This is a genomic window from Sphingobacterium sp. JUb56, from assembly GCF_014191365.1.
GTDB lineage: Bacteria > Bacteroidota > Bacteroidia > Sphingobacteriales > Sphingobacteriaceae > Sphingobacterium > Sphingobacterium anhuiense.
In genome coordinates this window covers 2,509,634-2,524,650 of sequence record NZ_JACHWL010000001.1, presented here as the reverse complement: position 1 = coordinate 2,524,650, position 15,017 = coordinate 2,509,634, and the positions used below count along the sequence as shown (strand labels likewise).

14 protein-coding genes are annotated in these 15,017 nt (G+C 38.2%); 3 read left to right on the top strand and 11 right to left on the bottom strand.

The window, feature by feature from the left end:
• Positions 1-27 precede the first annotated feature (27 nt).
• The 5 genes from FHR29_RS10545 to FHR29_RS10525 form a co-directional block, all read right to left on the bottom strand.
• A complete protein-coding gene (locus tag FHR29_RS10545) occupies positions 28-1,002 on the bottom strand; it encodes a bifunctional riboflavin kinase/FAD synthetase (protein WP_183914460.1) in 975 nt (324 codons plus the stop codon).
• A gap of 44 nt (positions 1,003-1,046) precedes the next feature.
• Positions 1,047-1,784 (bottom strand): tRNA pseudouridine(55) synthase TruB, encoded by a 738-nt coding sequence (gene truB, locus FHR29_RS10540; protein WP_183914458.1) that lies wholly within the window; start codon positions 1,782-1,784, stop codon positions 1,047-1,049.
• A gap of 163 nt (positions 1,785-1,947) precedes the next feature.
• Positions 1,948-2,763, bottom strand: coding sequence for an undecaprenyl-diphosphate phosphatase (locus FHR29_RS10535; protein ID WP_045754414.1), 816 nt, complete (start codon positions 2,761-2,763; stop codon positions 1,948-1,950).
• Positions 2,764-2,778: 15 nt separating this feature from the next.
• A complete protein-coding gene (locus FHR29_RS10530) occupies positions 2,779-3,009 on the bottom strand; it encodes a DUF3098 domain-containing protein (protein WP_021191640.1) in 231 nt (76 codons plus the stop codon).
• 2 nt (positions 3,010-3,011) lie between these two features.
• Positions 3,012-3,890: an ABC transporter permease gene (locus FHR29_RS10525; RefSeq protein ID WP_183914456.1), complete on the bottom strand. Its 879-nt coding sequence runs from the start codon at positions 3,888-3,890 to the stop codon at positions 3,012-3,014.
• A gap of 217 nt (positions 3,891-4,107) precedes the next feature.
• Between FHR29_RS10525 and leuS the strand changes: the two genes are divergently transcribed.
• Positions 4,108-6,891 (top strand): leucine--tRNA ligase, encoded by a 2,784-nt coding sequence (gene leuS / locus FHR29_RS10520; protein WP_183914454.1) that lies wholly within the window; start codon positions 4,108-4,110, stop codon positions 6,889-6,891.
• Positions 6,892-7,126: 235 nt separating this feature from the next.
• Here the strand turns inward: leuS and FHR29_RS10515 are convergent, their stop codons facing one another.
• The 3 genes from FHR29_RS10515 to FHR29_RS10505 are packed head-to-tail and all read right to left on the bottom strand — an operon-like array spanning position 7,127 to position 9,489.
• Entirely contained in the window at positions 7,127-7,408 is a 282-nt protein-coding gene (locus FHR29_RS10515; protein ID WP_132771345.1) for a GNAT family N-acetyltransferase, read from the bottom strand.
• Positions 7,409-7,466: 58 nt separating this feature from the next.
• Entirely contained in the window at positions 7,467-8,231 is a 765-nt protein-coding gene (locus FHR29_RS10510; RefSeq protein ID WP_132841585.1) for a TIGR03915 family putative DNA repair protein, read from the bottom strand.
• A gap of 1 nt (position 8,232) precedes the next feature.
• Positions 8,233-9,489 (bottom strand): putative DNA modification/repair radical SAM protein, encoded by a 1,257-nt coding sequence (locus FHR29_RS10505; RefSeq protein WP_183914444.1) that lies wholly within the window; start codon positions 9,487-9,489, stop codon positions 8,233-8,235.
• A gap of 236 nt (positions 9,490-9,725) precedes the next feature.
• Between FHR29_RS10505 and FHR29_RS10500 the strand changes: the two genes are divergently transcribed.
• On the top strand, positions 9,726-10,178 hold the full coding sequence (locus FHR29_RS10500) for a GNAT family N-acetyltransferase (protein ID WP_183914442.1): 453 nt from the start codon (positions 9,726-9,728) through the stop codon (positions 10,176-10,178).
• Between the two features lie 65 nt (positions 10,179-10,243).
• Here FHR29_RS10500 and FHR29_RS10495 read toward each other — a convergent pair whose 3' ends face one another.
• The 3 genes from FHR29_RS10495 to FHR29_RS10485 form a co-directional block, all read right to left on the bottom strand.
• On the bottom strand, positions 10,244-11,071 hold the full coding sequence (locus FHR29_RS10495; protein ID WP_132841589.1) for a DUF4846 domain-containing protein: 828 nt from the start codon (positions 11,069-11,071) through the stop codon (positions 10,244-10,246).
• 11 nt (positions 11,072-11,082) lie between these two features.
• Positions 11,083-12,630 (bottom strand): DUF3943 domain-containing protein, encoded by a 1,548-nt coding sequence (locus FHR29_RS10490; RefSeq protein ID WP_132771350.1) that lies wholly within the window; start codon positions 12,628-12,630, stop codon positions 11,083-11,085.
• Positions 12,631-12,737: 107 nt separating this feature from the next.
• Positions 12,738-13,325 (bottom strand): sugar O-acetyltransferase, encoded by a 588-nt coding sequence (locus FHR29_RS10485; RefSeq protein WP_183914440.1) that lies wholly within the window; start codon positions 13,323-13,325, stop codon positions 12,738-12,740.
• A gap of 52 nt (positions 13,326-13,377) precedes the next feature.
• Here FHR29_RS10485 and FHR29_RS10480 point away from each other — a divergent pair, with 52 nt between their 5' ends.
• On the top strand, positions 13,378-14,844 hold the full coding sequence (locus FHR29_RS10480; protein WP_221197838.1) for an aminoacyl-histidine dipeptidase: 1,467 nt from the start codon (positions 13,378-13,380) through the stop codon (positions 14,842-14,844).
• Positions 14,845-15,017: the final 173 nt, after the last annotated feature.

Here is a 15,017-nt window from a genome sequence, read left to right as displayed (position 1 = left end):
CATTTCACTTATTAGTTTAGTAACTCTTTAAAAAAGTAATGCTCGGATCTGTTTTTCATCTTCCTGGATCTGATCTTTCATATCCTGCAAGGAATCAAAACGTTCGTCATGACGGATGAAATGCAGGAATTTTACGCGTAACGTCTTCCCGTATATATCATCATTGAAATCAAATAAGCTTATTTCAATGCTTCTGTTCATTCCATCTACTGTTGGTCGGGTACCAATGTAGCCCATTCCTTTAGCAATTTTGATTGGCTGTATTTCTATGTATTCGCCTGTGGTAATATTTTGTAAATGATCGAAAATATGAACTTCAACAGCATAGATACCGTATGCAGGAATTAATTTATGCTGTTCGTGCACCTGCAGGTTGGCAGTCGGAAAACCGATTGTACGGCCGATTTGGTCCCCGCGGATCACTGTTCCTGTTAATTCAAAAGGATAGCCCAAGTAAAGGTTTGCGGTCTTGATATCACCGGTAATCAGTGCAAGGCGTATACGTGTTGACGATACTGCAACGTCGTTGATGTCCTGTTCGGGGATCTGTTCCACCGAGTAGTCAAAAATATCAGCGTACTGTTGCAGATCTTTTAAGCTTCCACTTCTATCTTTTCCGAAATGATGATCGTATCCGATCACTATTTTCTTTGTGCCGAGTTTTCCGACCAGTACATTGCTGATGTATTCTTCAGGTGTCTGGTTTGAGAAATCGCGTGAAAACGGTGTGATGATTAAATGGTCGATATCCAATTCAGATAGTCGGCTCACTTTTTCTTCTATATCATTGATAAGACGTAAACTGTCATCATCCGGATTGATAATTAATCTAGGGTGAGGGTAGAAGGTTAACAATACGGTCTCACCGTTAATTTTTTTAGCGCATTCTTTTAGATGAGTTAATATTTTTTGATGACCGATATGGACACCATCAAATGTACCGATGGTAACAACTGCATTTTCCAATGCTTTAAAATCATCTAAACTTCTATAAATTTTCATTTAATGAAATATTTTTCGAGAAATAAATCAATAGAAATCAATCGTTACAATTGAGGTTCTGTGATACTAATTTCTTTGTGAGCCTTTATTTTTTGAATTAATTCTTCTAGGTTCCAAGCATTTTCAACTTGGTAATTGCCACTTTTCGTTCTTCTTAGTGAACTTAAATGTGCACCACTGCTAAGCGCTTTTCCGAAATCGTACGCCAGGGAACGGATATATGTTCCTTTGCTGCATGATACTCTGAAATGAACGACCGGCATTTCTATTTTTTCGATGATAAAGCTGTTAATGGAGACTTTACGTGTTTTTAACTCGACTGTTTCGCCACGGCGAGCCTTTTCATAAATACGTTCTCCGTTTATCTTGATTGCTGAATGTGCTGGTGGATATTGGTCGATATCTCCTTCGAAGGTTTTCGCAGCATCGTGGATCATCTGCTCCGAAATATGATCGGTCGGAAAAGTTTCATCAACTTCGGTTTCCAGGTCGTAAGAAGGGGTCGTGCCACCTAAGGTGATGGTTCCTGTGTATTCTTTATCTTCAGCTTGATAGCTGTCTATTTTTTTTGTGAATTTACCTGTACATACAATTAGTAAACCGGTAGCTAGCGGGTCTAATGTACCTGCATGGCCTACTTTTATCTTTAATGGTTTAATGGAGTTACGAATTTTCCCCACCACATCAAAGCTAGTCCAGGTCAGTGGCTTATCTATCAGTAACATTTGTCCTTCGGCAAATGAAAATACCTTTTCTATTTGATCTTTCTCGTTATTTTCCATTCATTAGTTCAATTGCACTAGATCATTGATTTTATTTTATTTGCTGAATCTCGTTAAAAGAAGCTTCTAGTAAAACAAAGTCAAGCTGATTTTGTATTTTTTTGCAAAGGTACTCATATTATTTTTCACCATAGCGGGTAAAAGTAAGCGTAGCGTCAAAGTATTAGTTATTCCAGAAGAATACTAATAAAGCAATACCGATAATAATGCGGTACCAGCCCCAGAATTTAAATCCGTATTTCGTTAAGACGGTAATAAATGATTTAACTGCAATCATAGCTACTATAAATGCGACAACATTGCCGACAATAAAGACGATGATGTTTTCATTACTGGCAAATATCATCTCATAACCTTTCTGCGCATGTGCTGTTCCTTCGCCCCACGTTTTTACAAATACGGAGTAAACTGTTACAGCAAGCATAGTCGGAACTGCTAAGAAGAATGAAAATTCTGCTGCTGCTCTACGGTCTAATCCTTGCGTCAAACCACCGATAATAGATGCTGCTGAACGGGAAGTACCTGGCATCATGGCTAGACATTGCCAAAAACCTATAATTAATGCTTTCTTAATCGGAATCTCTTTTTCATCCAAGATAGTTGGATTCTTGAACCATTTGTCAACAAATAGCAGGACAACACCACCTAATACCAAGACGGTTGAAATAGCGATTTGATTGCCTAATACGGCTTCGATCTTATCGTCCAGTAGTTTTCCTAAAACCAATGCCGGAATAACAGCAATAGCTAGTTTGTAATACAACTGGATATTTTTGATGTCGAAAAATTTCTTCCAGTAGAGAACTACGATGGATAGGATGGCGCCAAATTGGATAGACACCTGGAACATTTTGAGGTATTCACTTTCCTGCATACCCATTAAGGCTGCAGTAAAGCCCATATGGGCTGTAGATGAAATTGGAAGATACTCAGTTAATCCTTCTACAATCGCTAGAAGGATGGCTTCAAATAAGGACATAGTGTAATTCTACTTTTATTTAGATTTTGGTTTGTAAAGAATGGCTACAAAACCCAATGCAAAACCAAGTACTATGACGATGGGAGCTAACGTGATTTTAGTAAAACTATAGATATCTGTATTACCGCTCATAAGCAGGAAACCGATGATAACGATAATGATACTAACAATAAATAATTGATAATTCAATTTTCCGAAAACAAAAGCACCTTTGTTTGTCGTTTCAGATTTTTTGATTTGAGCCATTTTTAACTGTATAAATCGTTAGATTTTGCTTTTAAATATTTGGTTACGGCAAAGTATGTACTTAAGCCAGAAATTAGAATTCCGATTGCGATGACCACGATAAAGATCGCGGCAAATTCGTACCAGTTTCTTAAAAATACCAGTTCTGGAATCTGCTGCTGTGCAAACTTCAGTGTGAATATTAATAATAGGATGGCGATAAGGGAGCCCAATAGTCCATGAATAATACCGTAGGTGATGAATGGTTTACGGATGAAGTTTTTGGTTGCTCCTATTAATTGCATGCTTTTGATCAGGAACCGCTGTGAATAGATCGCCAGACGGATGGTATTGTTGATGAGGGCTACTGCTATCACTAATAAGATCGCGGCAAACGCCAATACTACAATACTGATAATGCGTACATTTTTATTGACCATATCGATAAGCGATTCTTGGTAAACCACTTCTTTGATTCGGGTGTTGCGTGATATTTTGTCTATAAAGGTTTTGATACTATCCGAATTGGCGTAATTTTCTTTCATGTATACGTCAATAGAAGGAAGCAGTGGGTTGTGGCCTAAGTACTGTACAAAGTCTTCGCCTAAATCTTCTTTCAATGATTTTGCAGCTAGTTCTTTGCTAATATATTCTGTACGTAGGACATACTTATCTTTTTCTAGATCCTTTTGCAGTGAAAGTACATCTCCTTCATTGGTGCCATCGTTAACGATGACATTGAGTACGATGTTTTCTTTTACGTATTTCGATAGATTCTTTGCGTGAACAAGTAATAAACCTAGCAATCCAGTCACTAAAAGGACTAGAGCTATACTGATAACAGTAGAGACGTAAACTGATTTTGTCTTTCTTTTTTGCGTGCTTGATTCGTATTCTGACATAATAAGCAATAAAAATTTATTTGCGAAAGTAATGATTTGAGGGGATTTATTCGAATTATTCTTGTAATAACTTTCTTGCGGAAGTATGAAAATTCGCTATATCCTTTGTAATTAACTTTTCAATACTATCATTTATTGTTTAAACTACAAAACTTTTCTTACAATTCGCTATTAAAATCGTAATTTCGCAAGTCTTACAAAATTCCTCAATACAAAAATGGAGTACAATCACAAATCGTTAGAAAAAAAGTGGCAAAAATTTTGGGCCGATCATGAAACATTCAAATCTGCGGATACACATGAAAAACCGAAATATTATGTTTTAGACATGTTTCCTTATCCTTCTGGAGCTGGACTGCACGTCGGTCATCCACTTGGTTATATCGCTTCGGATATTTTTTCAAGATATAAACGTTTAAAAGGTTTTAATGTTTTGCATCCTATGGGATATGATTCGTTCGGTTTACCTGCAGAGCAGTATGCCATTCAGACGGGACAACATCCAGCGATTACGACCGAGGCAAATATAAACCGTTACCGTGAACAATTGGATAACATTGGTTTTTCTTTTGATTGGAGCAGAGAGGTACGTACTTCCGAGCCTTCTTACTATAAGTGGTCGCAATGGATTTTCATGCAACTGTTCAACTCTTGGTATAACAATGATTCGGATAAAGCAGAGTTAATCGATACTTTAATTAGTCGTTTTGAAAAAACTGGTTCAGAGAGAGTTAATGCTGTTTCTGATGATGATGTATTAACATTTACAGGAGCGGAATGGCTTGCCTTTGACGAAGTAAAACAACAGCGTGAGTTGTTGAAATACCGTATTGCGTACTTACGTGAAAGTACCGTGAACTGGTGCGCAGCATTAGGGACAGTGCTGGCGAATGACGAGGTGATCAATGGTTTTTCTGAGCGTGGCGGTCATCCGGTGGAGCAGAAGAAAATGATGCAATGGTCGATGCGCATCACTGCCTATGCTGACCGTATGTTGCGTGGTCTGGAGCTTGTGGACTGGCCAGAGCCTTTGATTGAGATGCAACGTAATTGGATCGGTAAATCGGTGGGTGCATTAGTGAAATTTCCAGTTCCACAGTTGGAGACGAATATTGAAGTGTTCACCACCCGTGTCGATACAATATTTGGTGTTTCATTTGTAGTATTGGCTCCGGAGCATGAATTGGTTTCAAAATTAACGACTGCTGATCAGCAGGCTGCAGTTACTGCATATATTGATAAAACAAGTAAAAAATCGGAACTGGACCGAATGTCTGATACAAAAACGGTGTCGGGTGCGTTTACAGGTTCATATGCCAAACACCCGATTACGGGAGAGGATGTTGCGATCTGGATTGCTGATTATGTATTGGCGAGTTACGGTACAGGTGCTGTAATGGCTGTTCCTTCGGGCGATCAACGTGATTATCTGTTCGCAAAGTATTTTGATCTACCGATCGTCAAGATTTCTGACTCGCAACAGATCGAAGAGGAAGCGGATGGAAATAAGGATGGTAAATATATCAACTCTGATTTTATGAACGGCTTGAACTACCAGGAAGGTGTGGCTGCTGTAATTGCAAAGTTGGAAGAATTACAATTAGGAAAAGCTAAAATTAACTACCGGATGCGTGATGCGATCTTTGGTCGCCAGCGTTATTGGGGTGAACCGGTTCCCGTTTATTTCAAAAATGGATTGCCTTACTTAATAAAGGAAGAAGAGCTTCCTTTGTTATTGCCTGAGGTGGACAAATACTTACCTACTGAAACGGGTGAACCACCTTTGGGACGTGCGGAAAACTGGAAATACGAAGATCAGTACGAGTATGAATTGAGTACAATGCCAGGATGGGCCGGATCTTCTTGGTACTGGTTCCGTTATATGGATCCTCAGAACACAGAAGCTTTTGCTTCGAAAGAAGCGGTAGATTATTGGAAAGCTGTTGATTTATATATCGGTGGTTCTGAGCATGCTACAGGTCACTTGCTATACTCACGCTTCTGGAATAAATTTTTGAAAGATTTAGGTTTCCACAATGAGGAAGAGCCTTTCAAAAAACTGATCAATCAAGGGATGATCCAGGGACGTTCTAATTTTGTATACCGCTTATTAGGCGATGAAGGAAAAGCAACAGATACGTATGTTTCTTATGGTTTGAAAGATCAGTACAACACGATTCCATTACACGTAGATGTTAATATTGTGGTTAACGATGTGCTGAATCTGGAGAAATTTAAAGCGTCGAGACCAGATTATGCCGCTGCTGAATTTATTTTGGAAGACGGTAAATATGTCTGCGGAACGGAAGTGGAGAAAATGTCTAAATCAAAGTTCAATGTTGTCAATCCTGATGATATTATCGAAGCTTATGGTGCAGATACACTACGTTTGTATGAAATGTTTTTGGGTCCGTTGGAACAGGCAAAACCTTGGAATACGAATGGTATTGAAGGTGTTTACAAATTCTTAAAGAAAGTATGGCGTTTGTTCCATGATGCTGAAGGTAACTTTAATGTATCGGATGCGGAACCTACAAAAGCGGAATATAAAGCTTTGCATAAGATTATAAAAAAGGCGGAGGATGATATTGAACGTTTTTCATTCAATACGTCGGTTTCAGCTTTTATGATCTGTGTGAATGAGCTTACTGATCTTAAATGTAATAAACGTGCTATTTTAGAACAGCTGGTTGTTGTACTTCAGCCTTATGCACCGCATATTTCGGAAGAGCTGTGGTCGTTATTGGGTAAAGAAGCTGGATCGATCTCGTATGCGACTTATCCGACATTTATTGCTGATTATTTAGTGGAATCGGAATTTGCATATCCGGTATCGATAAACGGTAAGATGAAAATGAACTTATTGTTGGCATTGGATCTAGACGCAAAAGCTGTTGAAGAAGTTGTTCTGGCCAATGAAGATGTACAGCGCTATATGGACGGTAAAGCATTGAAAAAGCTTATTTTTGTTAAAGGGAAGATTATCAATATTGTAGTTTAATCTAAAAACGCTATAATCATATAAAAAATGCGCTTTTGATTTTTTCAAAAGCGCATTTTTATGTTTTATACTATTGTTCCTTTATCGTTTATGATCGCTGAATTTTTATTCTGGCTCTTGCTCTTACACTGCCAGATTCGGTTATCAAGGTGTAGGCACTTTTCGCATTTGATTACTTTCAGTTCGATATTTCTAACTTTATAACCAGAACTGTTTTGAAACCTGAAAGCAGGTTTTAAAACAATACATCTTGAAATGCTTCAGTTTTATCAAATACAGATTTTGCAAAAGGGCAAAGGGGCATGATCTTCGCATTTTTTTTGCGGGCATAATCAACAGCTTCGAGTACCATCTTTTTGCCGACACCATTGCCGTTAAATTCCGGGTGTACTTCGGTATGATCAATAATGAATTTGTCTTCTCCAGCCCAGGTATATTCCATCAAACCAGCTTCTTTACCATCGATTTCTGCGATTATTTGACCCTTTTTTTCGTTTTCAATGTTTTTTATAGTCATCTCTTTTTAATTTAATAAACAGCTAATTTCTGCCTTTGGTTTTTTAAAAATAAGATTTTTATAACAAATTTTTTTCATTTAAATATTTCCAATAACGTTTTGGTAGACTCTGAACATGTAGTTTTGTGTTTTTTCGTTCCTTGATATTGACTGATTCAAAGTAGTTTTTCCAGAGATCACTGTAGCGTGATTCTTCTTCGTCTAAGTGAATTTCGATTTGATTTTTAGCTAAAGTATCGCTGAATTTAACTTCTGTTACTTCCATTAAATCATAGTATATGCCATATTTTCGCTTCAAATCATAGATAAGCCATTTTTGGTCTGCATAGCGTTCTTTGAAAAACTTCACAATTAGTGGTAGGACATTAAAATCAGGTTCTAGATTAGCAAAATATAAACCATCTTTCATTTTTTGAAATCTGACAAATGCTTTTACCCGGTGTCTTTCTCTGGAAACAGAGCGAACAATTTTTTTTATCTGTAAGATATCGTCATGGCCATAGTTTTGATTGGCTTTGGTTTCTGATCTAAAATAGTAAATGATACTTCGCAGTATCAAAAGTTCTCGATCTTTGATTTCTGAAAGATGGACATAATAAAGTTCTTGGATCCCCTGAAGACCTATTTTCTTTTCAAGACCGAGGAGTACGCGTCTGGCTTTTTCATTATCTGTGCTGATCAATTCTGGAGCAGTAAAGAGGCCTGTTTGGCTAGATGAAGCATGTTGCTGTATAGCGCCGATCTGCCATTTGTACTCAAAGGAGCAAAAGACACATGTCATTAGTCCTGACCAGGTACCATCGTAGTTCAGTGTTTTTAACATCTTAGAAAAGGGTTAATTGTTGACTGTCGTTTTTAATGTACTTACTGCTGGATTGTGCCAGAATATATTGTTTGATATGGGATCCGGGCTTGTCCGCATAGAGTTGTTGAAAACCGAGACAAGTAATAAAATACTTTGCCCGATTGGTGGCTACTCCTAGCTTTTGCAGGTTTTCGAGGCGTAATGGACCGAAGCGTCGAGCCAGAATGATCTTTTTAGCAGACTGTACACCAATACCCGGTACCCGCAAAATAAAATGATAATCTGCTTTATTGATATCGACAGGGAAGGCATGTTGATTGCGTAATGCCCAGCTGAGTTTTGGATCGATATCGAGATCTAGCAAGGGATGGTTGTCATTGACAATTTCGTCTGCCCTGAAGCCGTAGAACCGCATGAGCCAATCGGACTGATACAGTCTGTTTTCGCGTACCATAGGAACCGCAGTGCCAATTTGGGGCAAGCGTTTGTCGTAGGAGATGGGTACGTAGCCGGAATAGTAGACACGTTTTAAATGATAATTTTTATAAAAATGCTGTGCGGTCTGGATGATATGTTTATCTGATTCGCCGGAAGCGCCAATAATCATTTGTGTACTTTGTCCTGCTGGAGCGAATGTCGGTGTAGATTTGATGATCTTTCGTTCCTCATTTGTTCTGATAATTTCATTTTTTAGATAGCGCATAGGAATGATCATATCTTCCCGGCTTTTATCGGGCGCTAAAAGTTTGAGTCCTTCTTTTGTAGGTATCTCGAGATTGATACTCAAACGGTCGGCATACAATCCAGCTTCATGGACGAGCTCATCGCTTGCTCCAGGAATGGTTTTTAGGTGGATATAGCCATTGAATTTATGTTCCAAACGTAATTTTTTAGCGATGGACACTAATCTTTCCATCGTATAATCGGCATTTTTAAATATACCTGAGCTTAAAAATAGTCCTTCTATGTAGTTCCTCCGATAAAAGTTGATCGTCAGATCGACGACTTCCTGTACGGTGAATGCCGCCCGTTCGATATCATTGCTCTTTCGTGATACGCAGTAAGCACAATCATAAATGCAATGATTGGTTAACAAGATCTTCAACAAGGAAACACAACGTCCATCTTCGGTATAAGAATGACAGATGCCGCCTTGATTGGCATTTCCGATTCCTTTATTTTTATTAGCTCGATTACTTCCGCTCGAACTGCAACTTACGTCGTATTTGGCGGCATCGGCTAAAATATTAAGTTTTTGAACTATACGATCTGACATAACGCTGTTAATTTTAGTAAAGATACTAATATTATTAGTTATTTATATCAATTGCGATAATTTATAGCAAATTATTTCATTTATGATATCAGAAATAAAGGAGGTTACTCGAATTTTGTAGCCTACGATGCGATCAATATTTTTAAGGGATTTTTAAATTTCCTACCTTGTATCTGAATTTTTAAGGGGATGTGCATGTACGAAGTTTTGGAATTAAATTCTTCAGTAAGGATAGTATGGAAATAGATAGCTTATATATTGAACAGGTTATTGCAACGAGGACCTGGAAATTACGTCAGCAGGTACTGTATCCGGAAGGCTCGTTAAAGGATGTGATGATTGATGTGGATTTTGACGGGACGCACTTTGCGGCGACCATAGCAGGGGAGCTGATAGGGGTAATCTCTGTGTTTAAGATAGAAGAGGGGTACTATCAGTTTCGAAAATTTGCGGTTCTTCCTCATTTTCAGGAAAATGGTATAGGTGCTGCACTATTCAAATCTGTTGTTGACTTTTGTCAGTTATGGAATGGTGTTTCGCTTTTTTGTGATGCACGTATAGCAGCTGTTCCTTTCTATGAGAAACTAGGAATGCATATTAAGGGAGAGCACTTTTTCAAGAAAGAACTTGAATATGTTCGCATGGAAATCGGTTTATTTAATCAGAGCAGACATCAGACTGGTATATAAAGTGATTCGGTTGAGTGAAGTCGTATCGCATCTAAAGCGCTATTTGCCGCGAACGTAACGATGTGCTAATTCCAAGTTTTTAAGTTTTGGGGGTAGAATTTCCATTCAGGTGTTCTGATTACATCACCAGATAAGACGTACCAAGGGCTTAAAGATTTGTTAACGGGATTATTGATAATCTGCAATTCCTGTGCAGGCATATAACTTTGAGCCATTAAAACCAGTTTCTGACCATTTTTAGGGTTTACGGCTATATCGACAATAATAATAGCATGTCCAATCGGATTTCCTTTTTGGACGAAGGTATCACCTATTTGGACATCATCCATGGATTTGACAGTTGTCAGTTCATCGTGAAGGGAGCTTGTATTGGCATAAGCAAAAATATTCTCTAGGTATTTCCAGTATTTTGGATAGGTGTAATCTCCAGCGGCAAATTGTTCATAATAACGAGGTTTACCATCGGACAGAAAATTGAAATGAATATCTTTGTATTTCTTATTTTGGTATAAATAGTCAGCTCGCAACCGCATGACAGCATCTGCACATTGATGTAGGTCTCTTTTTCCTATGGGCAGATCGATTACACTTGCGTAGATGTCTCTTCTATCTTTTGTTCTTCCATTATAATAAGTCACAAGTGACTCAATAGGTTTGAGAGGGAGTTGCTGTAAGAAATAACCAAATTCATTTTTTTTGTAGTTTTCTCTTTCGTAGCCAACCGGGGGTTTGAATCTGTCTTTAATGGTTTTACCCTGGGGATCTATCAATTTCTGATTATAACCATCAACCACATGCAACTGTTCGGGCTTATCCTGAGATTTATTTTGATTGGATGATGCTGTACAGCTCATGAGGACAAAGGGGACAGAAATGAGGTATAAGATCTTCATGTGTTTTTTTGTTAAAATAAAACATTGTATCCCAATGAGAAACGTGCAAATGGGTAGCTTTTGTTGATATCAGGATAGTCTTTGAAATTACCTTCTAATCTAAAATAACCAGAATTCATGTTTAAAGAGAAGTTTTTCAATAGACGTAGACTGCCACTAATCGATGCTGTATGTAAAAAATAATGGGATTCATTGCCACTTAAGGTAACAAAATAACCACCATGGTATTGTGCTCCGAATTTAAATCTGTTCAGCACACTGATTTCTCCTGAACCGCGGACATCGACACCTGGTCCGTAATTGTAATTACGGCTTTCTCCAAAGAGGAGGTAGGGATCAGGAACTGCTGCCAGTATGACAGGACCACCACCTATAGTTGTTGTTAAGCGATTCTTGCCTCCTAAACTAAAGTTTGATATGACGTTGTAATTCATACTTTGTGCTCCGTAGAAGAAGGCTTCATTATGATAGAAGTCATAATTTGCAGAGAGGACGCCGAGATGTCTACCCGGAAGATTTTTGATAATGCGTTTTCCGTAGAGTGACGCATATACGTTTACGGTGTTGACAAATGAGCTGTCGTCTCCGCCAACCTCCAGATTGACATAGAAATCATCAAACGGTTTTTTGTTTTCAATGTTGTCATTGGTATAGATCAAGCTTAACCGCACAAAATAATCTGTTTTTCCTTTTGTGATAATGTCTAGGTCTTTTGTGTCAAAACGGCGGAAACCAAAATCGACCTCGGCTTTGACTTTAGAAGAATCAATAACAGCTCCTTTTACGACTCTTCCCCAACGGCCATCCAATAAACGATTTAGCCCGTTGACTGGATTAATGAAAAAAGCTAATACTTCTTTTCCTTGCCGTTCGGCTAAGGAACTGGTGGGTCTGGACAGTACATTTTGTGAAATACGGTGTGTGATTTCCCCCAATATAATGCCGCCATAGGTTGTGTTTACTAAATCATTGATTGAAGGGGCCTGTGTCTCTCCTGCAGTTTCCCAGATAAAGCTTCCTGCTAAAGTGGCAAGGGAGGATTGAAGAAAGCTATAGTTGTTGGATCTGAATGCATTAAAATACAGTTGACCGTGATAAGGGTGGGCAATTTGATTTGTAGCAAATGCATTGTCGTCCCATGCCCATGCACTTGGTTTAAGATGTTTGAACCAGTTGTTTAATGTGATGTGCGAGTAGGGATCTTTTCTGATGAAGTAGTTGAAAGAAGCTGGTAATGCCTGAAACATGAACCATTCGGTCGCCGCTCTTGCAAAGTGTTTCCGAGGGTTGTGATTGATGGTATCCTGGTAGTTTGGAATCTGATAGCTCTTATTTACATAACTTTGCTTTACAGAGTTATTTGAATAAGGAGTGACCTGAGTGTTGCTGATGACCGTATCGGTGTTATATTTTTCATTTAAAGGTTTAAATTTGTTTACGGTATCTCGATATTCCTGTATATATTCTTGTGCATAAAGAGGTCGTGCAATAGTGATAACCAATAATAGGAGGGGCAAGATAAAAAAGGAAAGAGAAGCGCGCTTCGTTGTTGTAATCATATCTATACTTCAGGCTTAATTTCTTAAACAAGTAATAAACTTAAATAGTTTTAAACTTAATCGGAAAAAATATTACTGTTACGCAATCAATCTTGACTTAAGTTTGATTATTCTGAGCCTGCTTTTGTCAGATCCAGTCTGTCTGCTTCCGTAATTGGCCGAATGATCTGACATGGGTTTCCTGCGGCGATGACATTGGCCGGTATGTTTTTGGTGACCACGGAGCCGGAACCAACAATACTGTTTTCACCGATCTCTACGCCAGAATTAACAATAACATTGCCTCCTAACCAGACATTGTCTGCTATGTTGATCGGTTTAGAACATTGCCATCCTTTTGCGCGGTCTTCAGGATGGATCGCATGAGTGGACGTAAATAATGAAACATTCGGGCCGAATAAGACATTTTTACCAATTGTAATCGGAGCAGCATCTAGCAGAGTGCAGTTATAATTGGCGAAAAAATTGTCGTCTATAGAAATGTTAAAACCATAGTCGCAATAAAAAGGGGGTTCAATAAAAAAACGGTTGGATTTCGTGTTAAGTAGATTTTTAATGATGATCTGTCTTTCTTTGAAAGATTTTGGTTCGGCATCATTAAATTTCTTTAACTGCATTTTTGCATGGAGTCTTTTCTCGAAAAGCTCTTTTCCAGATTCACGATAATATTGATTCGTTAGATTCTTATTGTCCATGGGCCGAAATTACTTCAAAAAAACTAACTTTGTTGTTGAAATAGAAAAAATTATGGCAAATAATAATTTAGATACCTTAGCTCCTCAAGAGCTATGGGCGAATTTTTCTGCATTGAATGCAGTTCCACGTGCTTCGAAGAAAGAAGAACGTGTTATCGCATTTATGATAGCTTTTGGTAAAAGCTTGGGTCTTGAGGTTACTGAAGATCATGTTGGGAATGTCCTGATTAAAAAAGCGGCAACTGCTGGTATGGAAGACCGTAAAACGGTCGTACTGCAATCCCACTTGGATATGGTTCATCAAAAAAATAACGATACTATTTTTGATTTTGATACGCAGGGTATCGATATGTTTGTGGATGGTGATTGGGTAAAGGCAAAAGGCACGACTTTAGGTGCAGATAACGGAATTGGCGTTGCTACAATTATGACCATTTTAGCTTCCAAAGAACTGGAGCATCCTGCAATCGAAGCCTTGTTTACGATTGATGAAGAAACGGGTATGACTGGAGCAATGGGGTTGCAAGGTGGTGTATTGACTGGAGATATTTTATTAAACCTGGATACGGAGGAGGATGATGAACTTGATATCGGGTGTGCAGGTGGAATTGATGTAACAGCTACTAAGTCTTATCAAGAGGAGGCTAGTCCCTCTGGAGCTGTTGCTTTTGAAATTGTTGTCAAGGGCCTTAATGGCGGTCACTCAGGAATTGAGATTCATAAAGGTTTGGGGAATGCGAATAAAATCATGAACCGCCTTTTGTATAAATCTTATGATGAGTTTGGTTTACAGCTGGCAACTCTAAATGGTGGAAGTCTTCGGAATGCAATCCCGCGTGAGTCTACTGCAACGGTAATTGTTTCTTCTGAACATGAGGATAATTTTGCGTCAGATTTAGCTCCTCTTATTGAAGCTATTAAAACTGAGTTTAAAACAGTAGATGGTGGATTGACAATATCAATTGAAAAATTGACTACTGTTCCTGCTGCTGTTCTTTCTGCTCAAGATCAGGAGTTGTTGATCAATGCAATCTATGCGGCACATAATGGTGTTTACCGTGTGAGCGCAGACTTTGAAGATCTTGTGGAAACCTCTAATAATATTGCTAAAGTGAGTGTTGGCGATGGAAAAATGAGTATTAAATGCTTAACACGATCATCTGTTGAAAGTTCTAAAATAGACTTAGCCCAATCTTTGGAAGCTGGTTTTTCAATAGCTGGATTTGATGTTGTATTTTCAGGATCTTACCCTGGATGGACACCAAATGCTGATTCTGAAATTTTAGAGGTTTTGAAACGTATTTATATTGAACAGCATGAAGAGGAGCCGAAGGTGGTTGCGTGCCATGCTGGACTGGAATGTGGAATTTTGGGAACGAATTATCCTGACATGGATATGATTTCCTTTGGACCAACTATTTTGGGTGCACACTCTCCGGCAGAGCGGGTATCTATTTCTTCTGTTCAGAAATATTGGGAATTTGTGAAACAAATTTTAAAAGAAATTCCTAAAAAATAGGATATTGTATCAAAAATAAGAAAAGGCTTAAATTTAATTTTAAGCCTTTTTTTTGTTTTCTCTATTGTTATTTTAATAAAGTTTGTATATATTTACTTTAGATCGATTTTAATTAAGGGGGTATTACCTCTTTTATTTAAAATAACCTTGATCTTCATGTTTGGCATTCCCAT

What these genes read in the sequence shown, in the direction of transcription:
- FHR29_RS10545 (WP_183914460.1), bottom strand. Translation starts at nt 1,002, where the DNA reads ATGAAAATTTATAGAAGTTTAGATGATTTTAAAGCATTGGAAAATGCA.
- truB (WP_183914458.1), bottom strand. Translation starts at nt 1,784, where the DNA reads ATGGAAAATAACGAGAAAGATCAAATAGAAAAGGTATTTTCATTTGCC.
- FHR29_RS10535 (WP_045754414.1), bottom strand. Translation starts at nt 2,763, where the DNA reads ATGTCCTTATTTGAAGCCATCCTTCTAGCGATTGTAGAAGGATTAACT.
- FHR29_RS10530 (WP_021191640.1), bottom strand. Translation starts at nt 3,009, where the DNA reads ATGGCTCAAATCAAAAAATCTGAAACGACAAACAAAGGTGCTTTTGTT.
- FHR29_RS10525 (WP_183914456.1), bottom strand. Translation starts at nt 3,890, where the DNA reads ATGTCAGAATACGAATCAAGCACGCAAAAAAGAAAGACAAAATCAGTT.
- leuS (WP_183914454.1), top strand. Translation starts at nt 4,108, where the DNA reads ATGGAGTACAATCACAAATCGTTAGAAAAAAAGTGGCAAAAATTTTGG.
- FHR29_RS10515 (WP_132771345.1), bottom strand. Translation starts at nt 7,408, where the DNA reads ATGACTATAAAAAACATTGAAAACGAAAAAAAGGGTCAAATAATCGCA.
- FHR29_RS10510 (WP_132841585.1), bottom strand. Translation starts at nt 8,231, where the DNA reads ATGTTAAAAACACTGAACTACGATGGTACCTGGTCAGGACTAATGACA.
- FHR29_RS10505 (WP_183914444.1), bottom strand. Translation starts at nt 9,489, where the DNA reads ATGTCAGATCGTATAGTTCAAAAACTTAATATTTTAGCCGATGCCGCC.
- FHR29_RS10500 (WP_183914442.1), top strand. Translation starts at nt 9,726, where the DNA reads ATGGAAATAGATAGCTTATATATTGAACAGGTTATTGCAACGAGGACC.
- FHR29_RS10495 (WP_132841589.1), bottom strand. Translation starts at nt 11,071, where the DNA reads ATGAAGATCTTATACCTCATTTCTGTCCCCTTTGTCCTCATGAGCTGT.
- FHR29_RS10490 (WP_132771350.1), bottom strand. Translation starts at nt 12,630, where the DNA reads ATGATTACAACAACGAAGCGCGCTTCTCTTTCCTTTTTTATCTTGCCC.
- FHR29_RS10485 (WP_183914440.1), bottom strand. Translation starts at nt 13,325, where the DNA reads ATGGACAATAAGAATCTAACGAATCAATATTATCGTGAATCTGGAAAA.
- FHR29_RS10480 (WP_221197838.1), top strand. Translation starts at nt 13,378, where the DNA reads ATGGCAAATAATAATTTAGATACCTTAGCTCCTCAAGAGCTATGGGCG.